Genomic DNA, 23,128 nt, shown 5'->3' with positions numbered 1-23,128 from the left:
ATGCCCGACGTGGAGGCGGTGTTCCGCGCGGAGTACGGCCGCGCGGTCGCCGTCCTCGTCCGCCTCCTCGGCGACATCGACATCGCCGAGGAGGCGGTGCAGGAGGCGTTCACGGTGGCGGTGGCGCGGTGGCCCGAGACCGGGCCGCCGCCCAGCCCGGCCGGCTGGATCATCACCACCGCCCGGAACCGGGCCGTCGATCGGCTGCGGCGGGAGGCCTCCCGCGCCGACCGGTACGCCCAGGCCGCCCTCCTGCACGTCCGCGACGTACCGCCCGAGGAGGGACCCGTGCGCGACGACCGGCTCCGCCTGATCTTCACCTGCTGCCATCCGGCGCTCGGCCCCGCCGCCCGGGTCGCGCTGACCCTGCGGCTGCTGGGCGGGCTGAGCACCGCCGAGATCGCCCGGGCGTTCCTGGTGCCGGAGGCGACCATGGCCCAGCGGATCGTCCGGGCCAAGGCCAAGATCCGCGACGCGGGGATCCCGTACCGGGTGCCCGGCGACGCCGACCTGCCGGACCGGCTCCCCGCCGTGCTGGCCGTGCTCTACCTGATCTTCACCGAGGGGCACACCGCCAGCTCCGGCGACCGGCTGGTCCGCGACGACCTGTGCGCCGAGGCGATCCGGCTCGGCCGGCTGCTGGTGCGGCTCATGCCGGACGAGCCCGAGGCGCTGGGGCTGCTGGCGCTGATGCTGCTCACCGAGGCGCGCCGCCCCGCCCGCACCACGGCCGACGGCGCGCTGGTGCCGCTGCCCGAGCAGGACCGCCGCCGGTGGGACGCCGGGCTCGTCGGCGAGGGGCAGGCCCTGGTCCGCCGCTGCCTGCGCCGCGACCGGCCGGGGCCATACCAGATCCAGGCCGCGATCGCCGCCGTGCACAGCGACGCGCCCGACGCCGCCGGCACCGACTGGGCGCAGATCCTCCGGCTGTACGACCAGCTCACCGCGTACGCCCCGGGGCCGGTGGTGGCGCTGAACCGGGCCGTCGCGCTCGCCGAGGTGGCCGGGCCGGCAGCGGGGCTGGCCGCCGTCGAGGTGCTCGACCTGGCCGGGTACCACGTGTTCCACGCCGTCCGGGCGGACCTGCTGCGGCGGCTCGGCCTGGCGGGGGAGGCGGCGCGGGCGTACCGGACGGCCGCCGAGCTGACGGACAACGCGGCCGAACGCGCCTTCCTGGACAGCCGGGCGACGTCGGTGCTGACGGGCGGTTGACGCCCGCGCCCCGCGCGTTTGTCCAGCCAGTGGGCCGGGAACTCGGGTCGTCCGGCAGCGCGGCGCCCGGCGCGTCGCCCGACGAACGGACGCGAGCGCCCATGACGTACCGTCCGGCACTTGCCACCGCCTCCGACCAGACCACGCTGACGCTCGGGGTCGAGGAGGAGTACCTCCTGCTCGACCCGCGGACCGGGGAGAGCCTGCCGGTCGCCGACCGGGTGCTCACCGCCCTGTCCGGCAGCGCGCGGGACCAGAGCCGGCAGGAGTTCCGGCACAGCATGGTGGAGATGGTCACGCCGGTCACCGCCGACCTGGCCGAGCTGCGCGCGCATCTGGTGGCGCTGCGCCGCTCCGTCGGCGACGCGGCCGAGGCCGCCGGGGCGCGGCTCGTCGCGGTCGGTGCCACGCCCGTGCACGAGCCGCACCGGACGGTGCCGGACAAACCGCGCTACCACGCCATGTCCCGGCGGTTCGGGCCGGTGGCGCACGACCCCGCCGTCTGCGGCTGCCACGTGCACGTCGGGATGCCCGACCGCGAACTGGCCATCCAGGTCTGCAACCACCTGCGCCCCTGGCTGCCGGTGGTGCAGGCGATCACCGCCAACTCGCCGCTGCACGACGGACGCGACACCGGGCACGCCAGTTGGCGCTCCATGCAGCTGGAACGCTGGCCCAGCATCGGGCCGACCCCGCACTTCGAGTCGGTCGCCGACTACGACGCGACGGTGGCGGAGCTGATCGACGCAGGGATCATGCTCGACGCGGCGATGGTCTACTGGTACGCGCGCCCGTCGGCCGCGTACCCCACGGTGGAGGTGCGGGTGGGCGACGTCTGCCCGGCGGTGGACGACACGGTGCTTGTCGCCGGGCTGGTCCGCGCGCTCGTCGCGACGATGGCCGACGACGCCCGCGCCGGGGTCCCCGCCCGACGGATCCGGGACTGCCTGGTCTCCGCCGCGCACTGGCGGGCCGCCCACGACGGGCTGGAGGGCGACCTGATCGACCTGCGCGCTGGCGTCGCCCGTCCCGCCTGGGACCTGGTCGGCGAGCTCGTCGACACGGTCGCGCCGGCCCTGGCCCGCCACGGCGACCTCGACTACGTACGCGACCAGCTGGTCCGGCTGCGGCGCGACGGCAACGGCGCCACCCGGCAGCGCCGGGTCATGGCCCGCACCGGCGACGACGTGCGCGCCGTCCTGGACCACCTGGCCGCCGAGACCCGCGCCGCCTGACCCGCCCCACCCGCGCCGGTCAGCGGATGTCGTGGGACTGGAGCCAGAGTTCCAGCAGGCCGAGCTGCCACAGCTTGTTGCTGCCGGCGGCGGCCTGCGCCCGGTCCGGCTCGGCGAGCAGCTCGGCGACGTACTCGCGGCGGAACAGGCCGCGCTCGCGGGCGGCGGGCGCGGCGAGGGCCTCGGCGACGAGCTGCCGCACCGGCCCGTCGACGTTGCGCAGCGCCGGCACCGGGAAGTAGCCCTTCGGCCGGTCGACCACCTCGACGGGCAGCACCTGGCGGGCCACCTCCTTGAGTACGCCCTTGCCGCCGTCGGCGACCTTGTGCTCGGGTGGGCAGGCCGCCGCCAGGGCCACCAGGTCCTGGTCCAGGAACGGGGTGCGCACCTCCAGCCCCCACGCCATGCTCATGCTGTCCACCCGCTTGACCGGGTCGTCGGGGAGCATCAGGTGGGTGTCCAGGCGCAGCACCGCGTCCAGCGCCGTCTGCGCGCCCGGCGCGGCCAGGTCCGCCGCGAGCAGCTCGCGGCTGGCGTCGCGGTCGCAGGCGTACGCCGGGTCCACCACCCGGCTCAGCTCGGCGTGGTCCCGGTCGAAGAACGCGTCGGCGAAGGTGGCCGCCGCGTCGTCGCGAGGCACCCGGGTGAGGGGCTGGTGGTAGCCGTAGCCGGCGAAGACCTCGTCGGCGCCCTGGCCGGACTGGGCCACCTTGACGTGCCGGGCGACCTGCTCGGAGAGCAGGTGGAAGGCGACCACGTCGTGGCTGCCCATCGGCTCGGTCATCGCGTGCACGGTCCGCCGTACCGCCGGGACCAGGTCGTCGTCGGCGAGCCGGATGCGGTGGTGGTCGGTACCGAACGTGCGGGCGACCAGGTCGGAGTAGTGGAACTCGTCGCCGGCCTCGCCGCCGCGGCTGTCGAAGCCGATGCTGAAGGTCTGCAGGTGCTGCTGCCCGGCCTCGGCCAGCAGCGCCACGATCATGCTGGAGTCCAGGCCGCCGGAGAGCAGCACGCCGACGGGGACGTCGGCGACGAGCCGCCGCCGGACCGCCTCGCGCAGTGCCTCCCCGACGGCGGCCCGCCAGTCCCCGGCGTCCATGCCGGCGTGGGCGGGGTCCCGGGCGTAGTCGGGCCGCCAGTAGACGTGCTGGCGGCTGCGCCCGTCGGCCTCGACGACGCGCACGGTGGCCGGGGGGAGCTTGCGGATGCCGCGCAGGACGGTGCGGGGCGCCGGGACGATGGAGTGCCAGGAGAGGTAGTGGTGCAGCGCCACCGGGTCGATCGAGGTGTCCACGTCGCCGGCGCGCAGCAGCGCCGGCAGGGTGGAGGCGAACCGCAGCCGGCCGGGTGACTCGGCGAGGTAGAGGGGCTTGATGCCGAGCCGGTCGCGGGCCAGCACGAGCCGGCGCCGCCGGCGGTCCACCAGCACGACGGCGAACATGCCGACCAGGTGGTCGACGAACTGCTCGCCCCACTGCGCGTACGCCACCAGGACGACCTCGGTGTCGCTGGTGGAGTGGAACGTGTGCCCCGCGCCGCGCAGCTCCTCGCGCAGCTGGGGATAGTTGTAGACGCAGCCGTTGAAGACCAGCGCCAGCCCCAGGTCGTCGCGGACCATCGGCTGGGAGCCGGCCTCGGTGAGGTCGATGATGGTGAGCCGGCGGTGCCCGAGGACCACCCAGCCGTCGTCGAAGAGGCCCTCCCCGTCGGGACCCCGGGAGCGCATCGCCTCGGTCATCCGGGTCACCGCGCCGGCGTCCGGCGTCGATCCGTCGAACCTCGCCTCGCCACTGATGCCGCACATCGTCAGCGGTCACCGGGCTTCCGGGGCATCCGACCCACCGTGATCACTCCTGTCGGCGTCGCAGGTGTGCCGGGCCGCCCGCGCGGGGGACCCGGTCCCGTCGGCAGGACGGGTGGCTGGGCTACCCGCCGCCGGGGGCGGCAAACCCCGGTGCCGCGCGCATCGGCGGACGCCGGGCGGTCAGTCGCGCAGCGTACGCAGGATGCGGGCGAGCTGTTCCCGGTCGGCGGGTGCCAGGCGGCCGAACAGCTCCTCGGCGGCGGCCCGGCGGGCGGCGTGGATGGCGGCGCCGGCGCGTGTGCCCTCCCCGGTCGGCGCGACCAGGGTGGCGCGCCGGTCCGCCGGATCGGGCCGGCGCCGCACGAGCCCGCGTGCCTCGAGGTCGTCCACGACCTCGGTGGCCGAGCGCGGGGCGATGCGCAGGTGCTCGGCGAGCGCGCTGAGCCGCAGCGCGCCGTGCCGCATCAGCACGCCGAGCGCCCGGGACTGCGCGGGCGTGACGTCCCAGGGCGCGAGCGCCTCGCGGGTGCGGTGGCGCAGCCGCCGGGTCACCGCCCAGAACGCCTCGGCGAGGCCGTCCTCGGCGTCGTCCGTGTCTGCCGTCACGGGGAATACGGTAGCAGCAGAAGCTGTTGTTCCCTCATGTTGAGGCAACCTCAGCATCTCCCACGTGAGGAAGTACCCCTTGGAACCCGTCCCCTCCGGCCGCGACCGCGGCCCCCGCAAGGTCAGCGCCGCCGAGAAGGCGCAGGCCCGCCAGGTGTCCCTGCGGCGCATCGGCGCGCTCTTCGCCCGGCACCGGGCGGCGCTCGCCACCGTCACCGCGATCATCGTGGTCTCCTCGGTGCTCGCCATGGCCTCGCCCTTCCTGCTCCGCGCCGTGATCGACCGTGCCCTGCCCGAGCGAGACCTGCCGCTGCTGGGCTGGCTGGTGGCCGGCATGGTCGCCGTCGCTGCCGTGACCTCGGTGCTCGGCGTGCTCCAGACCTGGATCTCCACCCGGGTCGGCCAGCAGGTCATGCACCGGCTGCGCACCGACGTCTTCACCCACCTGCAACGGCAGTCCCTGGCGTTCTTCACCCGCACCCGCACCGGCGAGGTGCAGTCGCGCATCACCAACGACATCGGCGGCATGCAGAGCGTGGTCACCTCGACCGCCACCTCGATCGCGGCCAACCTGACCACCGTCGTCGCCACGGCGGCGGCGATGGTCGCGCTCTCCTGGCGGCTCTCGCTGGTCTCGCTCGTCGTGCTGCCGCCGGCCATCTGGCTGACCCGACGCGTCGCCCACCTGCGCCGCGAGATCACCGCGCAACGCCAGCGCGAACTCGCCGACCTCAACGTCACCGTCGAGGAGGGGCTGTCCGTCAGCGGCGTGCACCTGGCCAAGACGCTGGGCACCGGCCCCGCCCTGGCCGCCCGCTTCGCCGCCTCGTCGGACCGCCTGGTCGACCTGGAACTGCGCTCCGAACTCGCCGGCCGCTGGCGGATGGCCACCATGAGCGTCGTCTTCGCCGCCATCCCGGCGGTCATCTACCTCAGCGCCGGGCTGCCCGGCGCCGCCGGCACGCTCAGCATCGGCACCCTGGTCGCCTTCACCGCGTTGCAGGGCGGGCTCTTCCGCCCCCTGATGGGCCTGCTCAACGTGGGCGTCTCCGTGACCGCCTCGCTCGCGCTGTTCGCCCGGATCTTCGAGTACCTGGACCTGCCGGTCGAGGTGGACGACCCCGCCGAGCCGGTCGACGTCGACCCCCGCCGGATCCGGGGCGAGCTGCGCCTGACCGACGTCACCTTCCGCTACCCGGGCAGCGACACCGCCGCCGTCGCCGGGATCACCCTTGACGTGCCGGCCGGCAGCGGCCTGGCGCTGGTCGGGGAGACCGGCTCCGGCAAGAGCACCCTGGCCGCGCTGATCAGCCGCCTGCACGACCCGACGAGCGGCCGGATCACCGTCGACGGCGTCGACCTGCGCGACCTGCGCCTGGCCGATCTGGCCGCGATCGTCGGCGTGGTCAGCCAGGAGACGTACCTGCTGCACACCACCGTGCGGGAGAACCTGCGCTACGCCCGCCCGGACGCCACCGACGCCGAGATCGAGGCCGCCGCCCGCGCCGCCCAGATCCACGACCTGATCGCCGGGCTGCCCGACGGGTACGACACCGTCGTCGGCTCGCGGGGACACCGCTTCTCCGGCGGCGAGAAGCAGCGTCTCGCGATCGCCCGTACGCTGCTGCGCGACCCGCGCATCCTGATCCTCGACGAGGCCACCAGCGCGCTGGACACCGAGACCGAGCGCGCCGTGCAGCGGGCGTTCGACGAGGTGGCCCGGGGACGGACCACCATCACCATCGCGCACCGGCTCTCCACGGTGCGGGGCGCGGACCGGATCGCGGTGCTCGACCACGGCCGGATCGTCGAGTCCGGCAGCCACGACGGCCTGCTGGAGCGCGCCGGCCGCTACGCCACCCTGGCCGCCTGACGGGTCAGAGCCCAGAGGGGCGCGGCGGGTCGGGTGGCGCGATGGTGGCGGACAGCCGTCGGCCGGCTGCCTGCCATCAGTGCGCTACCGCCGGGCGGCGGCCCGCTGGCGTGCCGATTCGTACAGCACGACAGTCGCGGCGGTCGCCGCGTTCAGGGAGCTGGCGGACCCGGACATGGGGATCCGGACGAGCTGGTCGCATGCCTCGCGCCAGCCGGAGCTGAGGCCGGTGGTCTCGTTGCCGATCAACGTCAGGGTGGGTTGCGTGAAGTCGTACTCGGCGGCGTCCAGAAGGCCGCGCTCATCGGTTCCCACGATGCTCATGCCGATGCCCTCGGCGCGGACGTCAGCGACCCAGGACAGGACGGCCTGGTGGGAGGGCACCCGGACCACGGGCAGGGCGAACAGCGAGCCGGTGCTCGCCCGGACCGCCTTCGGGTCGTACACGTCGGCGGCGTGGCCGGTGACGATGACGCCGCCGGCGCCGAAGGCGTCCGCCGACCGAACGAGGGTCCCGATGTTGCCGGGGCTGGTGGGCCGATCGAACACGACGGTGAGCATGGTCGGGCCGACCGGGATACGGCGCAGGTCGTCCTTCGGCAACGCGACCACGGCCAGTAGCTCTGGAACCGTGTCCGCCTTACCTCCCAGTTCGTGGATCAGCTCACGCGAGACGGCGAACTTCTCGGCCCGGACCGTGTCCATGGCCTCGCGTGCCCAGCCGGACAGTTGAGCGCTGGTGTCGTAGAGCAGCTCCCGGATCTGCCAGCCGTGTTCGACGGCCATGGTGATCGGGCGCACGCCCTGCACGAGGAACTCGCCGCGTCGCTGCCGCTTGGTCCGATTGCCGAGGAGAGCTTTCCACTGCTGGAACCGCGCATTGCGGCCACTCACCCGCAGAACCACTGCCACCCCCGCCTCCGTCGACGTAGCCCGCCCATGCCCTGCCCCGCCACACTTCACCGGCAAGGCCTTCGGCCAGGCGCTCAGGAACGGACGGGGCATGTCGCCCCGGCGCCGTCCCCGTCCGGACCGGGGGCGTCCCGTCCGAGACCCCGACGGATCGCGATCTCCACGGGTGAGTAGGCGCCGTCGGCCCGCTCCAGTTCGTACGGTGCGGCCGGCATCAGCGGCGGTTGGGCCATGAAACGAGGCCGCGCTCCGTGGTGCGGTTGCGCCGCGTGCACCAGGAACGGGTGGCACAGGAAGACGTCGCCCGGAGATCCGGTGGCGAGGGCGAGCGGCCGGTGCTCGGACGCCGCCACCAGGTCGGGCGCAAGGGCCAGTCCGCTCGCTCCGTTCTCCCCGTACTTCTCCAGCACCGTCGGCACGTCGAGGTGTGAGCCGACCCGGATCCGGGTCGGGGCGTCCGTCTCCCCGACCTCACTGAACAGGAACAGCATCAGCAGCGCCCGGCCGCGGGAGCGCACATTGGTGAAGTACCAGCTCTCGCCCTCCGGCAGATAGCTGCCCTCGATGTGCCAGCCCGCGTCGTCCGGCTCCTCCTCGTGCGGGAAGCGCAGCGGGAACGTGCCCAGCGAGTAGCGCGGCTCCCAGCGTCCCGCGCCGACGAGCAGGTCGTACGCGTGATGGAGGAACGGGGAATTGGGAGCGGCAGCGAACGGTCCCTGCGCCAGGCCGGGCACCCAGTGCACGGGCTGCGTCCACGTCGCTGAATCGTCCGGGTCGCAGCCCGTCTCCCGCCACAGCAGCCGCGCGCAGTCCGCTGCCACGCGCGGCGCGACGGCGCCCTCCAGCTTCACGAAGCCGTCGCGAAGGAAGCGGGACACCAAGGTCGTGTCATCCATGCCCCCATCGTGCGGCGGCACCGGTCCCGATCACCCGACATCTTCCGCGCAGCTTCTGTCGGATGCGGGCCCAGGGGACCGGTCTTCCTCATGCGGTCTCCCAGGCCGGGACAGCGAGACCGAGCCTCGACCTCCGGATCTGCCGCGATCCGCTCGATCCGCTCGATCCGTTCGTGGCGTCGATCCAGTGAAGTCACCTCGGACGCCCACTCCGAGCGGTTTCTATCCACTGTGGACATGAGCTACGCTCTTCGCCGGGCCTGCCGACTTGATCGGTAGGTGTGGCAGAAGCAGCCACCGGCAACGGTGGCCGACGCCGCACGCAGCCCGGGTGACCTGCGCGATCCGCGGACCCCGGGGCCGCTCTCAGGTGGGTTTCCGCCGCCGCTACCTGCGCCGCCACCGCCACATCAACGAAGGATCGATTCAGTTGTACGACGCGATCGTCATCGGCGCCCGCTGTTCGGGTGCGTCCACCGCCCTGTTGCTCGCCCAGCGCGGACACCGGGTGCTCGTGGTGGACCGCTCCTCGTTTCCCAGCGACGTCATCTCGACGCACTTCCTCTGGCCGCACGGGATGTCCTACCTGAACCGGTGGGGACTGCTGGACGAGGTCCTGGCGGTCACTCCGGCGCACACCACGGTCGAGGTGGTCAACGACGGCATCTCGCTGACCGGCTCGGTGCCGACCGAACTGCTGCGCGAGTACTTCCGGGACCTGCACGGCGACGACTCGGGCGTGGTGCAGAGCTATGCGTCCGTGCGGCGCCGGGTGCTCGACGAGATCCTGGTCGGCGCGGCCGCCAAGGCCGGCGCCGAGGTGCGGACGAACTTCACCGTTCGTGAGCTGATCGTCGAGAACGGGCAGGTCGTCGGTATCCGGGGGCGCGCGGTCGACGGAGAGCTGGTCGAGGAGCGGGCCCGGATCGTGGTCGGTGCCGACGGCCGGAACTCGTTCGTCGCCCGCACCCTCGCGTTGCCGAAGTACGACGAGCGGCCCCGCTGCACGTTCGCCTACTGGAGCTACTGGTCCGGCTTCGACCTGGGCCCGGCACAACTGCACCGGCGCGGCCGGTTGGCCTGCGCGGTGGCGCCGACCAACTTCGACCAGAACATGGTCCTGGTCTGGGGGCCGAGTGAGTGGTCGCGGGAGTTTCGCGCTGACGTTCCGGGCAACTACCAGAAGGCGTTGGACTTCGTCAGTCCGGAGCTGGGCGACGTGGTGCGCAGCAAGGGGACCAGGGAGGAGCGCATCTACGGCACCCTGGACCAGTCGGCCTTTCTCCGGCCACTGCACGGGCCCGGGTGGGTGCTCGTCGGTGACGCCGAGTCGGCCAAGGACCAGTGCACCGCGATCGGCATCACCCACGCCTTCCGCGACGCCGAGCTGGTCAGCGCCGCACTCGACCGGTGGCTCCGCGGTGACGCGTCGATCGACGAGGCGATGACCGCCTACGGGGACCGCCGCCGGAGCCAGAACGCCGCCGCCTACCACGATTACGTCTGCACCCTCGCCGAGATGCGTCCGTACCGGCACGACGAGTTGCAACTGTTCGTCGCGTTGCGGGGCAACCAGCAGGAGACCGACCGGTTCATCGCCACCCACGCCGACGTCGCGCCGGTGTCGGAGTTCTTCCAGGCCTCCAACCTCTTCCTGCTCAACGACGCCGCGAAGGAGTCCTCCGCAGACCACGCGGTCTTCGAGGACTTCGCGGAGACCTCCCGCAGCTACCAGCAGAACCTCTTCGCCTGATGATCCACCAGGGAGACGACACCGTGACCACCGAGCTGGACCAGCGTGAAGACGGCGAACTGATCGGGATCATCCTCAAGGCGGCACACTGCCGGGACTTCGACACCATGACGCGTACCGCGGCCGAGGTCTCCGAGATGACCCGTAACTGGGCCACCCACATCCCGTGGGACGACCTCGCGTCGCTCGAAGGCGCCGACGACGAGCTGGCCCAGGTCGTCGCCGACCTCACCGAGATGTGGGAGCCGGCCCACCTGCGCAACCCCGTCGACCCCGACGAGGAGTACGCCCTCGACAAGAACGCGTACGACTTCTACCGGCCCGCCGGCCGTAACCTGCTGACCCGCACCGAGGACTTCTACGGCTGGGTGCAGGCGCGTCGACGCACGGAGACGTGGCAGTACTCCCGGGTGCTGGAGGCCGCACCGGACAGCGTCGCCCAGATCACCAACGACCTGGGCCGGCGGGCCCGCGGCATCAACTTCAACTCGCAGGACTATTTGTCGTTCAACACCCACCCGGCGATCCGGGAGGCGGCGGCCAGGGCGATGCACGACTACGGGCCGCACAGCGCCGGCTCGCCGATGGTGCTCGGCAACACCCGCATCTCCGACGAGCTGGAGGCTGCCCTCGGCGACCTGGTCGGGCTCGACCACGTGACGCTCTTTCCGACCGGCTGGGCGGCCGGCTTCGGCGCGGTCGTCGGTCTGGTCCGGCAGTCCGACCACATCCTGATCGACCGGCTGGCCCACTCCTGCCTCCAGCAGGGGGCACGGGCGGCCACCCGGAACGTGGTCCGCTACGAGCACCTCAACGTCGAGGCGGTACGCCGGCACCTGACCGAGATCCGGGCCACGGACACCCGCAACGGCATCCTGGTGGTCACCGACGGGCTCTTCTCGGTGGACGCGGACTGGCCGGACCTCGTCACCCTGCAACGCGTCTGCCGGGAACACGACGCCACGCTGCTGGTCGACGTGGCGCACGACCTCGGCTCGATGGGGCCCGGCGGCACGGGCGTGCTGGGGATGCAGGACCTGCTCGGCAGCGTCGACATCGTGATGGGCGCCTTCTCCAAGACGTTCTGCTCCAACGGTGGCTTCGTCGCATCCAACTCGCCGGCGTTGAAGCAGTACATCAAGATGTTCGGCGGCTCGCACTTCTTCTCCAACGCGCTGTCGCCGGTGCAGACCGCGGTGGTGCGGGAAGCCACCAGGATCATCCGGTCGGCCGAGGGGGACGTGCTGCGGGCCCGGCTCTTCACCGCGATCCACGCCCTGCGCGACGAGCTGACCGGCCGGGGTCTGACCTGCATGGGTGAGCCGTCACCGATTGTGCCGCTACTGATCGGCAACGAGAAGCTGGCGCGGACGGCGAACCGCCTGCTCTTCGACCGAGGGGTGCTGGCATTCATGGTCGAGTTCCCGGTGACCCCGACCGGCTCGTCCCGGTTCCGGCTCCAGGTGCAGGCCGGGCACCGGCCCGAGGAGGCCCGCGAGGCGGCCCGGATCATCGAGGGCGCCATCGCCGACTCCCGGGCGTACCTCTCGAGCGCCTTCGGCAGCGCTCCCCGCTGAGAGTCGTCTCGTAACTCGATGAGGGCGGGATGCCCGGCGCCCGGACCGGACCCTCAGCCGGCAGCTGTCCGTTCCGGTCCGTGAGCCGTTCGATGCGGACGATGCGGTGATCGGAGCCCGGTACCGCCCACCTCGGATCAACGCAGTGGGAGGCACCCTCGGATGAGGGTGCCTCCTACTGATCGCTTCGCCTTCCGCGGAAGACGCGGTCGGCCCTGTTCTCAAAACCGTCGCAGAACCAGTCTCATTATTCCGCGGCGGCCGGGTCGAGGTGGCGGTAGACGGTGGCCCGCGAGACCCCGAGCGCGGCGGCGATCTCGTCCGCCGAGTGGTCGCCCCGGGCGTGCATCCGCCGGGCCGCCTCGACCTGCTCCGGGCTCATCGCCCGAGGTCGCCCGGGCCGGCGCCGACCCCTCGCCGCGCCGCCGGCCGCCGGGGTGCCCGCACCGCCGCCACCGTCGGCCGCCGTGCCCGTGCCGCCGCTGGTCGCCGCCGTGCGGGTATTCTCGCCGCCGGCCGCGCTCTCGCCGCCGGCCGTGCCCGTGCCGTCCGCCGTGTTCGCGCCGCCGGCCGCGTTCTCGCCGCCCGCCGTGCCCGCGCCGTCGGCCTGGTCGGAGCCGCCAGCGGGGCCGGAGCCGGTCGGGTCGCCGAGCAGGCGGCGCACGCCGTCCAGCATGTCCGCCCGCAGCACCGCGTCCGGCACGTCGACGAAGAAGACGACCGGGTCGCTGCACGCGGCGACCGCCTGAACCGCCCGGACCCGCTCCCGGCGCCCAGCGTCGGGCCCGGCGATCAGGTCGTTGGCGCGCATCGCGATCCGTATCAGGCGGTGGTAGGTGTCGCCCCGGCCGACGAGCGCGATGTCGTGGAAGAGCATGCCGAGTGGTCGGCGGTGGCCCAGGATGATGTCCACCCAGCCCTCCAGCACCGTCCACCGGGCCCGCTCGGCCGGCCCCGCCTCGGCCGCGTCGAGCAGCGCCTCGAATTCGGCGACCATCGGCTCGATCAGGGCGGTGAGCAGGTGCTCCTTGGTGGGGAAGTGGTAGAGGATCGCGGCCTTGGTCAGCCGCAGCCGCTCGGCGATCTGGCGCAGCGGCGTGCGCTGGTAGCCGTGCTCGGCGAACAGGTCGAGCGCGGCGCGCAGGATCCGGGTACGCGTGTCGTCGGGCGCCTCGGCGGTCATGGCGGCAAGCCTAGCGGCGTCTGACCGATGGCAGGCGTCCCTGTTGATTCGACTGACCGCCGGTCAGTACAGTGTGGTCGTCGGCACCACCAGCGACAGGAGGGCCCATGCCCGTCATCTCCATCGGCAACCTGGTCAAGACGTTCGGCAGCGTCCGCGCGCTCGACGGGCTCGACCTGACGGTCGGGGCGGGGGAGGTGCACGGCTTCCTCGGGCCCAACGGCTCCGGCAAGTCCACCACCATCCGCGTCCTGCTCGGCCTGCTGCGCCGCGACGCGGGCGACGTGCGGGTCTTCGACGCCGACCCGTGGCGCGACGCGGTCGCCCTGCACCGGCGCCTCGCGTACGTGCCCGGTGACGTGAACCTGTGGCCGAACCTCTCCGGCGGCGAGGCGATCGACCTCTTCGGCCAGCTGCGCGGCGGCCTCGACCGGCGCCGCCGCGACGAGCTGCTGGAGCGCTTCGACCTCGACCCGACGCGCAAGTGCCGCACCTACTCCAAGGGCAACCGGCAGAAGGTCGCCATCGTCGCCGCCTTCGCCTCGGCCGTCGAGCTCTACGTGCTCGATGAGCCGACCTCCGGGCTCGACCCGCTCATGGAGGCCGTGTTCCAGGACGAGGTCCGCCAACTCAAGCGCGACGGCGCCACCGTGCTGCTCTCCAGCCACGTGCTGGCCGAGGTCGAGGCACTCTGCGACCGGGTCAGCATCATCCGCGAGGGCCGCACCGTCGAGTCCGGCACCCTCACCGAGCTGCGCCACCTCACCCGTACGGCCGTGACGGTCGAAACCGCGCGGCCGGCGACCGGCCTGGCGGACCTGCCCGGCGTGCACGACGTGCGCGAGGTCGACGGTCGCACCCACCTGGAGGTCGAGCCCGCCCACCTCGACGAGCTGCTCGGGCACCTGGTGCGCTTCGGCGTACGCGCGCTGACCAGCGCCCCGCCCACCCTGGAGGAGCTGTTCCTGCGCCACTACGGCGACGAGCGTGCCGCCGTCCCCGCTGGCGCCTCCGCCCCGGCGGCGGGCCGGACCGACGGTGACCGCCCCGACGCCGACCGCCCGGCGGGTGCCCGGTGAGCGCGTTCACCGGCACCGGGCGGCTCGCCGGCCTCGTGCTGCGCCGCGACCGGCTCCGGCTGGCGATCTGGGTGCTCGGCACGCCCCTGCTCGGCTACGCCCTCGCCGGCAGCGTCAAGGAGTTCTACCCGGACGAGGCGTCCCGGGTCGGCTACGCCACCACGTCGGCGTCCAGCCTGGTCGCCCGCGCGTTCAACGGGCCGATCGCCGGCACCGGCCTCGGCGCGGTGGTGACCGCCGAGACGTACGTGACGCTGGCCCTGCTCGCCGCGCTGCTGAGCACCTTCGCGGTCATCCGGCACACCCGGCAGAACGAGGAGACCGGCCGGGCGGAACTGCTGGGCGCCTCCGTCGTCGGCCGGTACGCGCTGCTCACCGCCGCGCTGCTGGTGATCGTCGCGGCGAACGTGGCCGCCACCGCCCTGCTCGCCGCCGCACTGGCCGGCGCCGGACTGCCGCTCGCCGGGTCGGCCGCCGCGGCCGCCGCCATCGGTGGCGTCGGCCTGGCGTTCACCGGCGTCGCCGCCGTCGCCGCCCAACTGTCCGTCACCTCCCGGGGCGCGAACGCGCTCGCCGCCGCCGCAGTCGGGATCTCCTTCCTGCTCCGCGCGGCCGGTGACGTGCTGGGCGAACAGACCGACGGCGGGCTGCGGGTGGTCAGCGCCTGGCCGTCCTGGCTCTCGCCGCTCGGCTGGGGCAACCAGGTCCGCGCCTTCGGCGGCGAACGCTGGTGGACGCTGGCGCTGCCCGTCGCGCTGCTGGTCGCCGGGGTGGCGGCGGCCTACGCCCTCGCCGAGCGGCGGGACATCGGCGCCGGACTCGTCGCGCCCCGGCGCGGGCCGGCCACGGCCGCACCCGGGCTGCTCAGCCCCGCCGGGCTGGCCTGGCGGTTGCAGCGCGGCGCGCTGCTCGGCTGGGCGGTCGGCGTGGCGGTGCTCGGGTTCTCGATGGGCATCGCCGGCGACGAGTTCAACGCCATGATCGAGGAGAACCCGGCCGCCGCCGAGGCCATCAGCGCGATGGGCGGCGGCGCGAAACTCATCGACGCGTACCTGGCGGCGATGCTGGGGCTGTTCGCGCTGACCATCGGGGCGTACGTCGTGCAGGCGCTGCTACGCACGCGCAACGACGAGGCCGACGGGCTGCTGGAGGCGGTGCTCGCCACGGCGGTCAGCCGTACCCGCTGGCTGATTACCCAGGTGGTCGCGGCGACGCTCGGCGCGCTCGCCCTGGTGCTGCTGGGCGGGCTCACCACCGGCCTCGGCTACGGACTGGTCGCCGGCGACCCCCTCGGCCGGGCCGTCGGGCTGGGCGGGGCGGCGCTGGTACGACTGCCGGCCCTGCTGGTGGTCGCCGGGGTGGTGACCGCGCTGTTCGGCCTGCTGCCCCGCTGGTCGGTCGCGCTGTCCTGGGCGGCGCTGATCGTGTTCCTGCTGCTCGGGCAGCTCGGCGCGGTGCTCGACCTGCCGCAGGCGGCGCTGAACCTGTCGCCGTACACCCACGTGCCGTCGGCCCCGGCGGTCGACCCGGCGGCGCTGCCGCTGGTCGTGCTGACGGGGGTGGCGGCGCTCCTGCTGGCGGCCGGGACGGCCGGCTTCCGCCGCCGCGACGTCCCGAGCTGACGGGGGCGCGCCGACGTGTTCTCGGCCGCTTCGACGGGCACCACTTGGCCAGCTTCCCTCGGCAGCACCTGCGGGGCGCAGGCTCCGATGCGGGGTCTGAAGGGCCCGGCTCCGTGCGGTGATGAGACGCGGCGGCGTCGGGACGAACTGTCCCGACGCCGCTGTTCGTCGTTAGGGGTCTGGGAGCGACAGGCCAGAGGTGCCCGGTCGAAGTACGGCGGTCAGGACTTCTTCGGTAGTTCCTCGGGCCACCGCTGGCGGGCGACGCTGTCCTGCCACTCGGCCACCGGGCCCGACCCCCCAGCACGGGCCGCGGCCCGGTCGACGACCGGGAAGTCCGCCCCGCCCACCAGTTGATGTGTCTCGCGCCCCTGCTCCGTCTTCGCCGCCAGCACGTAGGTCGTGCCGGGCCGCAGCAGCGGCTCGCCTTCCACCCGCCAGGTGTCCTTGCCGAGGGTTCCACCAAGCTGGACCACCCGCAGCGTCTTGACCGGCTCGCCCTTGAGGGACTTGTCCACGGTCACCTCGAAGACGGTGTAGGGCGTGTCGTCGCGTTCCTGCACCTCGACGACACGGTCCACCGTCGCGACGACGACGTAGTCGGCGAAACCGGCCACCTTCGTCTCATCCTTGACGTCGAACGCGTAGGACGAGTGCACCGAGTGCGTTTCGCCCGGCCGCAGCGAGTCATAGGCCAACCACCCGCCAGAAGCCACCGCGACTACGGCGGCGCCTGCGACCAGCGGTCGAACAAGGCGGTTCATTGTCAGCACCCCCTACGCGGTGGTACGAGCTGATGCGACCCCGGTGGCAACCAGCGTCGAGGCCACCACAAGGGCAGCCAATCGCGCCGATCGAGGCCTGTCACCTGACGTCCATTCTCCACGTGACCGATGATTGTCAAGCTGCCGGACTGGAGCCTGTTCAAGGTGCCGAACTCACGCCGGCGGGTGTCATGGTGCGGCGAGAGGTTCCCTGGACCCGGCGTCGAGCAGCGCGCCCACCCGTGCGATCGCCTCGCGGATCATCGTGCCGTAACCGTCGTCCGGCAACTCGGCGGCCAGCGGTGCCGCGACCGTCACGTGGTGCCGGGCGCGCCCGACGTCGCCGGCGCGGCGGTACCCGTCGGCGAGGTTGAGGTGCAGCGACGGCAGGAGGGCGCGGACCCGCAACGACGCGTCGTGTTGCTGGACGCGCTCGTCGTCGAGGTCGGCGACGGCGGCCAGCGCAAGGTGGTCCCACGCCACCTCGTCCGCGACGGATTCCTGCAGGTCGGCCAGGTGGTGCGCGATGGTGCAGCGGTGCAGCGCGTCCCCGGTGCCGCCGACCCGTTCCCAGATCTCGGTGAGGGCCGCGCGTGCGGCGGCGCGGTCGCCACCTCCACCCAGTAATACGCAAATAGGAGGGTAATGGGCTGTTCCACCGATTCTCGCTCGGGCGGTCCGGCCGCAGCCGGACCGCCCGTCGGTTGGTCAGGCGCGGGTGCGCTGCCGCAGCCGGGTCGAGACGACCGCGCCGACTGCCATGAGGACCGCGACGACCAGGGATGGCAGGGCGTCGGGCCGGTGCGGCAGTTCCCCCGCCGACCCGGCGTTGCCCAGTTGGTAGAGCGTGCCCAGCAGGAGGGTGGGAGCGACGGCAATCAGCAGTCGCTGGTCTGCCGTCGCCACCCACAGGAAGGCGGCTGCACCGGCGATCACCATGGTGGCGGCAACGATCTGCGAGCCAATGTCGACCCTGCGGAAGCCTTCCGCAGGGATCAGATGCAGGGCAAGTATGCCGGCGGTGACCAGAACGGCGTTGGCTCGGGGTGCCGGCGGCACGTCCGCCGGACGCCACAGGCCCATCATGATCAAAGGAGTGGCGACAACCGGTGCCCACCACTGCGGCAGGCCGTTGAGGAACAGGTACTGAGAGATCGCGGTCGGCACCACGACCGCAGCTACCACCAGGATGGCAGCGGTGCGGGTGCGGCCCGTGACGAGCGCCACCAGCGCCGCGATCACCATGACCGCGTAGATGCCCTGATCCCGCAGGACGGCCAGGGGGTCCGCGAATCCGCCGAACTGGAACGCCTCGACGAGGTCGTCCAGGCCGATGAGCGCACCCAGCGCCAGCACCGCCATGGCGCCCAGGTGGATGCCCTGCCAGAGCAGCACGGCGGTGGGCCGGGCCGCGGTGCTGCCACCGTGCACGCGTAGGGCCCCCCGGATCAGCGAGGCCGCCTCCCGGACGCTGGGCCAGCGGCGGGTGGTCGATTCGTCGCCGATCAACGTGTCGATCAGTTCGTCGGCACGTTCGCGCCGATAATCGGCCGGATAGGCCCGCAGCAGCATGCGGTAGCGCTTCTCCAGAACATCAGAACTCATGCTGGTCTGATCCTCGCGATAGAAGGTTGATGGGTGCTTCCCTGCGGGAAGCCCTGGTGCGGCAGGCGATCCGTGACCACCCGGGCGGCCCGGGCGAGCCGGTCGGCTTCCTCGGCGAGTACGCGGTAGCCCTCGTCGGTGAGCCGGTAGTAGCGGCGCGCACGCCCGTTGACGATCTCTTCACCATCGGCGGTGATGAGTCCCTCGCCGAGCAGCCGGTCGATCACCGAGTACAGCGAGCCGGCAGCGAGGGTCACCCGCTCATCGGACAGCTCAGTCACCCGCTTGATCACGGCATAGCCGTGGAGAGGGCCACCGAGTAGGGCGGCAAGGACGAAGTACGACGGTTCCCGCAACGCGGGACGCGAAGTCGATCGCATGAGGTGAATATACAAGTAACCAGAGTATCTGGGCAAGATGACTGTACATTCTGGTCGATCTACCTGAACGTCCCCACCGGACGGCGCACGCCGGGGCGTCTGGGCCGGCGCACCGCCCCGGCACCCACACAGGCGCAGGCTTCTGGGACGCTCGCGTCGGATCCTGGCTCAGCGGCGCCCGGCCCAGGGTCGTCAGTCGAACGATCCCTGCTTCGAGCCTATTGGACCGAGCTACCAGCCCGGATAACGCTCCCACCAGTGCGGATCGGTCTCGTCGCCGTAGCCGCCGTCCGCGAATTCGGTGAGGAGATCCCGGGCCAGGACGTCGGCGACCCACGCCAACTCGACGCGCGAGACCACGTCGACGGGGAGCGCGTCGACGCCGTGCACGGCACCGAGGAACGCGCCGGCGGTCGCGGCCACGTGCCTGCCATGCGGAACGGAGGCGGCAAAGACCAGGGCGTCGCGTAGCTGCGAGCGGTCGGGAAAGGAGAGCGCGACATAGACGGCTCCGGCCAGCGCCGATGCCGCACGAGCGTCCGGCGCGAGCTGCGCCAGGACCTCTGCCCGGCGCGGGTGCGTCCGCCCGGCGTGCAGGGCCGGTGCGAGTGGCAGCCCGGTCAGGACCGTCACGATCGACTGGCACTCCCGCTGTGCGAGTTCCGTCGCCTTCTCGACGTCCTGGCGCTTAGCGACGACGTTCGCAATCACCGTGGCACCAAGCGCGGCGGCGTCGGCCGCTGCTGGACCATGGGGTGGTAGCTGCGATCTCCGCCGCGAAGCGCCCCGGCTGTGGCCCCCACCCATGAACGAGCCCAGCGGGCAGGCTCCGGGTGAGCCCGTGGGCCCCGACGCTGGTCCAGTCAGCTTTCTCAGCCGGGTACTTGGCTTGGCTCTGCAACGCGGAGACGGTGGCGGGAGCCGATCCACGCCGGGACGCCAGCACCGGCACCTGAGCGAGCCAGCCGTCTGGCCAGTCCTGCTCCTGCCAGCGCTTGATGCCAGGGATGCCTTGCAGCGCGGCCCACCTCGTGTAGGCGTGACGCACCACGCGGGGAGGATGGCAGATGCCCTTGTGGGTACCCCGGATGTTGGCCCGGATGATGCCCTCGATGGTGAAGCAGGCGAGCTGGCCGGCGCTGGTGACCGGCAGGGTCCCGCCGGCCGGCACCTTGCCGCCCGTCGCGCCGATCGCGTCACCGAGCATCAGCCCGAGCACGCAGCCCCGGGCGGTTGCGAGCTGCTCTGCCGTCACCTTGGTCACCCTCGGAAGCATAGGAGCGTATGGCATGCGGGCGTTGCGGGGTCGGCGGGCTGACGACGGGGCGCAGGCCGGCGAGCTGGACGTATATCTCACGCTTGGCGGTCGCCTCGCCGCGCCGGTTCAGGGCGTAACCGGTCAGCCAGATCCAGCCGGCGTAGGTCGGTTGGTTGGAGATCGAAACGACGCGGAACCTCAGGGCGCGGTCCCCGGCGAACTGCACCGAGGCCCGGCCGTCGACGGCGAGCAGGTCACCGGGGGAGGGGCGCGCGGTCACCAGCGGCCGGAGTTGCGGTCGTGCTCCTCCGGCGGCCGGCACTCCCGCGCGTGCATGGTCTGCCAGTCGCGCAGCGCCCGCCTGATCCGGTCGTTCTCCTGGGTGAGCAGCCGTACCGTCTCGTTGAGCATGGCCAGCTCGTCGGCCACGCGGGCCTGGAACTCGCGTACCTCCACCTGGTCGACGCCGCGTCGACGCGCGGCGAACTCGCGGGTCCGCACCTCGTGCGGCGTCAACCGGCCCGGATAACCGGCGGGATGGGGCTGAGCACCTCGGTACACCTGAGCCACGACGATCCTCTCTGCGGGCAGGCGGGAGCGCGGAGGCTCCGCGCGGTGGGTCTGGAAGGGCGGGTCGTCCGCGTGGGGGCCGCGGACGACCCGCCCGCTCGGCCGCCGCAGCCCGATTCAGCGGTACGACAGCAGAGCAGCCGGACGGGCCGGGACGGGCACGAACACCCGCCCCGACCAGGGCATGAGCCGAACTCGTTGCCACGCGAGGACCGGCTCGCGATCAACCATATATGCCTAAGTAGACCTCGCGCAACGCTCGGTTGTCCGGCGAGTGCGTGTCGTGATCAAATTGGCGTGCCACGCGAGGAGTGCCATGCCACAGACACCGGACTACATCCGAATCTCCGACGAGATCGTCAGCGACGTGCGGAGCGGAAGGGTCAAGCCAGGGGAGAAGCTGCCCTCGATCGCAGACATGGCTGACCGTTTCGAGGTCAGCTCGTCGACCATCCAGATGGTTTACGTGCGGCTGGAAGCTCTGCGCGTCATCCGGCGGCATCAGGGCAAGGGCATCTTCGTCACCGACCCGAAGACCTGGATGCGGGAGCCGTAGGCGGCGGGCCGGCGACGGGAACGGGCCCGACGGGTACCCCGTCCCGTCGGCGGGACGCCTAAGTCGTGAGGTGATCGACGGATACTGCTCTCGTCCGATCTGCGGGAGCAGGCCGGATCGGAGCATCCGCGCCCGCTGACCGCCGCCAAGCTCGCCAACGAGTTGCGTCGCGACGGGGAGCACGTGTGGGTCAACCCCGAGTGGGTCGCCTCGCCGGCAGCCGGGGGCTGGGCGGCTTCGCCGGGCTGCTGGCGCTCACGTGGTGGTGCCCGCCGAAGGTCACCGGGGCCGCAAGGCGAAAGCATGACGGACTGGCCACCGTCGCGCGTAGAAAGTGATCATGCGCTGCCAACTGTCGGGTCGTGAACCTCTCGACGAGATCGCCAACCCGGCGCAGCGGTACGACGCCTCGATCCGCCTCCGGTCCGATCTCTACAGGCACAGGGTGCGGGCGGCCATGGTCGACGCCGTCGACCGGTCTACCTGCCTGACGTCAGCGAGGTGCCCTCGCCGGCCTCAGGTTCAGCAGCGCGCCCCCGGCGGTGGCGACTCTGGCCGCCGCCGCGACGTCCCGAGCTGACGGGGGCGCGCGATGGTTGTCACGGTGTGGCTAGGGGCTCCCGGGACCCGATGTCGAGCAGCGCGCCCACCCGTGCGATCGCCTCGCGGATCATCGTGCCGTACGCGTCGTTCGGCAGCTCGGCGGTCAGGGGCGCCGCGATCGTCAGGTGGTCCCGGGCGGTGGCGACGTCGCCGGCACGGCGGTACCCGTCGGCGAGGTTGAGGTGCAGCGACGGCAGCAGGGCGCGGACCCGCAACGACGCGTGGTCGCGCTGGACACGCTCGTCGCTGAGGTCGGCGACGGCGGCGAGCGCACGCTGGTCCCACGCCACTTCGTCAGCGATCGAATCCTGCAGGTCGGCCAGCGCGTCAACTCGCGGGACCGCACGTCGTGCGGCGTCAACCGGCCAGGGTGACCGGCGGATTTCGGCGTTTCGGCGAGGGCGGGCTTGGGCTCATGATCGTGTGAGTTGGAGCTGGCCACATTGGTAGGTGCTTCGGGGTGAGCGACAAACGATCACCGGTGCCATAGCACAACACCGAACGCGAGTGGAGGTCGTCCACAGCGGGGCCGTTGTCCACAGCGCTCGTGTGGGCGTGTGGCGGGCGGTGGCCGTGTCCGGCACGGTCGGCGGCGTGAACCCTGTGCTGCGGGCCCTGCTCGACCGTAACGGCGGGCTCGTCACCCGACACGCCACCGCGCAGGTGCTCCCGCGCTGGGTGCTGGAGGACGCGTCGCGTTCCGGACGCCTGCTCCGGGTCCTGCCCGGGGTCTACGTGGACGCAGCCCTGGCCGACGGCAGGGGGAGCGCGCCTCCGCTGGCCCGGGTCACCCCGGTCCTGGCCCGGCGGGCGGCCGTGGCCTACACAGGTGGGTGTGGCGCGCTGAGTCATCTCACCGCACTCGAGGTGTGGAAGCTGCGCCGTCAGATGCCCGGCGAGCCGGTACACCTGGACGTGTCGACCCGTGTCGGGCTGCGCAGCGGACCGCACCTGGTCGTACACCATCGGCGGTCCTTCGCCCCGGAGCCACCTCATGTACTGGTACGCGACGGCGAGCCGGTCACCCGGTTGGATCGGACGCTCGTCGACGCCTGGCCGTTGCTGCAGCCGGCGGACCGGCCGGCCGCCATCATCAGGGCGGTCAACGACCGGCTGACCACCCCGCGACGGATCGCCGCAGCGTTGGCGACCGCGCCGAAGCTGGCGGATCGTGCCGCACTTCGAGGGCTGCTGGACCGGCTCGATGCCGGCTGTCGCAGTCCGTTGGAGATCTGGGGGCACGACCGCGTCTTCGTCGGGCCGGGAATGCCGGCGTTCCGACGACAGGTGCGGGCGCGGCTGGGCGGACGCGTGGTCTACCTCGACCTGTTCGCCGAGGCCGAACTCGTCGACATCGAGCTGGACGGCGCGACGACCCATGGCGACCTGCAGAAACGGGAGATCGACCTGCGACGCGACGCGCTGTTGGCGGCCCGGGGCGTTCTCGTGGTCCGCTTCAGCCACCGCCGGCTGCTGCACGAGCCCGACCAGGTGCGTCGCGAGACCCTCGCCATCCTCGCGAGCCGCCGCAGGACTCCACGCCCCGACGCCGGACTGGGATGAACTCAAGTCGAATGAGGGGCATCGGGCGGCCGATCTCGACACAGCTCTGCCGACCGTGATCGTTGAGGGAAAACCGG

The 23,128-nt window shown here is 72.5% G+C and carries 22 protein-coding genes and 1 pseudogene; 10 read left to right on the top strand and 13 right to left on the bottom strand.

Features of this window, described 5'->3' with window-relative positions; all coding sequences use genetic code 11:
• Positions 1-1,212 (top strand): RNA polymerase sigma factor, encoded by a 1,212-nt coding sequence (locus tag AB0B83_RS00720; RefSeq protein WP_357576340.1) that lies wholly within the window; start codon positions 1-3, stop codon positions 1,210-1,212.
• A 101-nt stretch (positions 1,213-1,313) separates the two neighbouring features.
• Positions 1,314-2,447, top strand: coding sequence for a glutamate--cysteine ligase (locus tag AB0B83_RS00715; RefSeq protein ID WP_311412619.1), 1,134 nt, complete (start codon positions 1,314-1,316; stop codon positions 2,445-2,447).
• A gap of 19 nt (positions 2,448-2,466) precedes the next feature.
• On the opposite strand, the gene AB0B83_RS00710 is transcribed toward AB0B83_RS00715, so the two are convergent.
• Positions 2,467-4,251 (bottom strand): N-acetylglutaminylglutamine amidotransferase, encoded by a 1,785-nt coding sequence (locus AB0B83_RS00710; protein WP_357576339.1) that lies wholly within the window; start codon positions 4,249-4,251, stop codon positions 2,467-2,469.
• A 180-nt stretch (positions 4,252-4,431) separates the two neighbouring features.
• Positions 4,432-4,857 carry a MarR family winged helix-turn-helix transcriptional regulator gene (locus AB0B83_RS00705; protein WP_357576338.1) on the bottom strand — a complete coding sequence of 142 codons (426 nt, stop codon included), beginning with the start codon at positions 4,855-4,857 and terminating at the stop codon, positions 4,432-4,434.
• A gap of 79 nt (positions 4,858-4,936) precedes the next feature.
• On the opposite strand from AB0B83_RS00705, the gene AB0B83_RS00700 reads away from it, so the two are divergent.
• Complete coding sequence (locus AB0B83_RS00700; RefSeq protein WP_357576406.1) at positions 4,937-6,730, top strand: ABC transporter ATP-binding protein; 1,794 nt, start codon at positions 4,937-4,939, stop codon at positions 6,728-6,730.
• Positions 6,731-6,814: 84 nt separating this feature from the next.
• Here the strand turns inward: AB0B83_RS00700 and AB0B83_RS00695 are convergent, their stop codons facing one another.
• Together AB0B83_RS00695 and AB0B83_RS00690 are read right to left on the bottom strand one after the other, a co-directional pair.
• On the bottom strand, positions 6,815-7,642 hold the full coding sequence (locus AB0B83_RS00695) for an RNA methyltransferase (protein ID WP_357576337.1): 828 nt from the start codon (positions 7,640-7,642) through the stop codon (positions 6,815-6,817).
• A 74-nt stretch (positions 7,643-7,716) separates the two neighbouring features.
• Positions 7,717-8,538, bottom strand: a complete 822-nt coding sequence (locus tag AB0B83_RS00690; RefSeq protein ID WP_357576336.1) for a phytanoyl-CoA dioxygenase family protein — start codon at positions 8,536-8,538, stop codon at positions 7,717-7,719.
• 424 nt (positions 8,539-8,962) lie between these two features.
• Here AB0B83_RS00690 and AB0B83_RS00685 point away from each other — a divergent pair, with 424 nt between their 5' ends.
• Together AB0B83_RS00685 and AB0B83_RS00680 are read left to right on the top strand one after the other, a co-directional pair.
• A complete protein-coding gene (locus tag AB0B83_RS00685) occupies positions 8,963-10,291 on the top strand; it encodes an NAD(P)/FAD-dependent oxidoreductase (RefSeq protein WP_357576405.1) in 1,329 nt (442 codons plus the stop codon).
• Between the two features lie 23 nt (positions 10,292-10,314).
• Complete coding sequence (locus AB0B83_RS00680; RefSeq protein WP_357576335.1) at positions 10,315-11,868, top strand: aminotransferase class I/II-fold pyridoxal phosphate-dependent enzyme; 1,554 nt, start codon at positions 10,315-10,317, stop codon at positions 11,866-11,868.
• Between the two features lie 247 nt (positions 11,869-12,115).
• On the opposite strand, the gene AB0B83_RS00675 is transcribed toward AB0B83_RS00680, so the two are convergent.
• Positions 12,116-13,051 (bottom strand): TetR family transcriptional regulator, encoded by a 936-nt coding sequence (locus tag AB0B83_RS00675; protein ID WP_357576334.1) that lies wholly within the window; start codon positions 13,049-13,051, stop codon positions 12,116-12,118.
• A gap of 107 nt (positions 13,052-13,158) precedes the next feature.
• Here AB0B83_RS00675 and AB0B83_RS00670 point away from each other — a divergent pair, with 107 nt between their 5' ends.
• Together AB0B83_RS00670 and AB0B83_RS00665 are read left to right on the top strand one after the other, a co-directional pair.
• Positions 13,159-14,130: an ABC transporter ATP-binding protein gene (locus AB0B83_RS00670; protein ID WP_357576333.1), complete on the top strand. Its 972-nt coding sequence runs from the start codon at positions 13,159-13,161 to the stop codon at positions 14,128-14,130.
• Positions 14,127-15,752, top strand: coding sequence for an anibiotic ABC transporter (locus AB0B83_RS00665; RefSeq protein ID WP_357576332.1), 1,626 nt, complete (start codon positions 14,127-14,129; stop codon positions 15,750-15,752). The genes AB0B83_RS00670 and AB0B83_RS00665 overlap by 4 nt, the downstream gene beginning before the upstream one ends.
• A gap of 221 nt (positions 15,753-15,973) precedes the next feature.
• On the opposite strand, the gene AB0B83_RS00660 is transcribed toward AB0B83_RS00665, so the two are convergent.
• The gene (locus AB0B83_RS00660) at positions 15,974-16,516 is read right to left on the bottom strand and encodes a hypothetical protein (protein WP_357576404.1); all 543 of its coding nucleotides are present in this window, start codon (positions 16,514-16,516) and stop codon (positions 15,974-15,976) included.
• Between the two features lie 189 nt (positions 16,517-16,705).
• Positions 16,706-16,924 carry a hypothetical protein gene (locus AB0B83_RS00655; protein WP_357576331.1) on the bottom strand — a complete coding sequence of 73 codons (219 nt, stop codon included), beginning with the start codon at positions 16,922-16,924 and terminating at the stop codon, positions 16,706-16,708.
• 9 nt (positions 16,925-16,933) lie between these two features.
• On the opposite strand from AB0B83_RS00655, the gene AB0B83_RS00650 reads away from it, so the two are divergent.
• Positions 16,934-17,143, top strand: coding sequence for a hypothetical protein (locus AB0B83_RS00650; RefSeq protein ID WP_357576330.1), 210 nt, complete (start codon positions 16,934-16,936; stop codon positions 17,141-17,143).
• Between the two features lie 81 nt (positions 17,144-17,224).
• Here the strand turns inward: AB0B83_RS00650 and AB0B83_RS00645 are convergent, their stop codons facing one another.
• The 5 genes from AB0B83_RS00645 to AB0B83_RS00625 form a co-directional block, all read right to left on the bottom strand.
• Positions 17,225-18,121 carry a hypothetical protein gene (locus AB0B83_RS00645; protein ID WP_357576329.1) on the bottom strand — a complete coding sequence of 299 codons (897 nt, stop codon included), beginning with the start codon at positions 18,119-18,121 and terminating at the stop codon, positions 17,225-17,227.
• Positions 18,118-18,501 (bottom strand): helix-turn-helix transcriptional regulator, encoded by a 384-nt coding sequence (locus AB0B83_RS00640; protein WP_357576403.1) that lies wholly within the window; start codon positions 18,499-18,501, stop codon positions 18,118-18,120. Before AB0B83_RS00640 ends, AB0B83_RS00645 begins: the two co-directional genes overlap by 4 nt.
• A 231-nt stretch (positions 18,502-18,732) precedes the next feature.
• Positions 18,733-19,308, bottom strand: a complete 576-nt coding sequence (locus AB0B83_RS00635) for an ADP-ribosylglycohydrolase family protein (RefSeq protein WP_357576328.1) — start codon at positions 19,306-19,308, stop codon at positions 18,733-18,735.
• A complete protein-coding gene (locus AB0B83_RS00630) occupies positions 19,190-19,765 on the bottom strand; it encodes a hypothetical protein (RefSeq protein ID WP_357576411.1) in 576 nt (191 codons plus the stop codon). The genes AB0B83_RS00635 and AB0B83_RS00630 overlap by 119 nt, the downstream gene beginning before the upstream one ends.
• 270 nt (positions 19,766-20,035) lie before the next feature.
• Positions 20,036-20,275, bottom strand: coding sequence for a DivIVA domain-containing protein (locus tag AB0B83_RS00625; protein WP_357576327.1), 240 nt, complete (start codon positions 20,273-20,275; stop codon positions 20,036-20,038).
• Between the two features lie 370 nt (positions 20,276-20,645).
• Between AB0B83_RS00625 and AB0B83_RS00620 the strand changes: the two genes are divergently transcribed.
• Positions 20,646-20,885, top strand: a complete 240-nt coding sequence (locus tag AB0B83_RS00620; protein ID WP_357576326.1) for a winged helix-turn-helix domain-containing protein — start codon at positions 20,646-20,648, stop codon at positions 20,883-20,885.
• A 599-nt stretch (positions 20,886-21,484) separates the two neighbouring features.
• On the opposite strand, the pseudogene AB0B83_RS00615 reads toward AB0B83_RS00620, so the two are convergent.
• Positions 21,485-21,811, bottom strand: a pseudogene (locus tag AB0B83_RS00615) (hypothetical protein); the annotation flags it as partial.
• A gap of 271 nt (positions 21,812-22,082) precedes the next feature.
• Between AB0B83_RS00615 and AB0B83_RS00610 the strand changes: the two are divergent.
• The gene (locus AB0B83_RS00610) at positions 22,083-23,051 is read left to right on the top strand and encodes a DUF559 domain-containing protein (RefSeq protein ID WP_357576325.1); all 969 of its coding nucleotides are present in this window, start codon (positions 22,083-22,085) and stop codon (positions 23,049-23,051) included.
• The last annotated feature ends 77 nt before the right edge of the window (positions 23,052-23,128 follow it).

Origin of the sequence: Micromonospora sp. NPDC049060, assembly GCF_040649055.1 — a bacterium.
GTDB classification, from domain to species: domain Bacteria; phylum Actinomycetota; class Actinomycetes; order Mycobacteriales; family Micromonosporaceae; genus Micromonospora; species Micromonospora reichwaldensis.
The sequence above is the reverse complement of the archived record's forward strand: the minus strand, read 5'-3'. Positions and strand labels throughout refer to the sequence as shown.

Bases quoted from the DNA above. Each gene is read 5' to 3' on its own strand.
- AB0B83_RS00720 (WP_357576340.1), top strand. From the start codon at position 1: ATGCCCGACGTGGAGGCGGTGTTCCGCGCGGAGTACGGCCGCGCGGTC.
- AB0B83_RS00715 (WP_311412619.1), top strand. From the start codon at position 1,314: ATGACGTACCGTCCGGCACTTGCCACCGCCTCCGACCAGACCACGCTG.
- AB0B83_RS00710 (WP_357576339.1), bottom strand. From the start codon at position 4,251: ATGTGCGGCATCAGTGGCGAGGCGAGGTTCGACGGATCGACGCCGGAC.
- AB0B83_RS00690 (WP_357576336.1), bottom strand. From the start codon at position 8,538: ATGGATGACACGACCTTGGTGTCCCGCTTCCTTCGCGACGGCTTCGTG.
- AB0B83_RS00675 (WP_357576334.1), bottom strand. From the start codon at position 13,051: ATGACCGCCGAGGCGCCCGACGACACGCGTACCCGGATCCTGCGCGCC.
- AB0B83_RS00670 (WP_357576333.1), top strand. From the start codon at position 13,159: ATGCCCGTCATCTCCATCGGCAACCTGGTCAAGACGTTCGGCAGCGTC.
- AB0B83_RS00660 (WP_357576404.1), bottom strand. From the start codon at position 16,516: ATGAACCGCCTTGTTCGACCGCTGGTCGCAGGCGCCGCCGTAGTCGCG.
- AB0B83_RS00645 (WP_357576329.1), bottom strand. From the start codon at position 18,121: ATGAGTTCTGATGTTCTGGAGAAGCGCTACCGCATGCTGCTGCGGGCC.
- AB0B83_RS00640 (WP_357576403.1), bottom strand. From the start codon at position 18,501: ATGCGATCGACTTCGCGTCCCGCGTTGCGGGAACCGTCGTACTTCGTC.
- AB0B83_RS00635 (WP_357576328.1), bottom strand. From the start codon at position 19,308: ATGGGTGGGGGCCACAGCCGGGGCGCTTCGCGGCGGAGATCGCAGCTA.
- AB0B83_RS00620 (WP_357576326.1), top strand. From the start codon at position 20,646: ATGCCACAGACACCGGACTACATCCGAATCTCCGACGAGATCGTCAGC.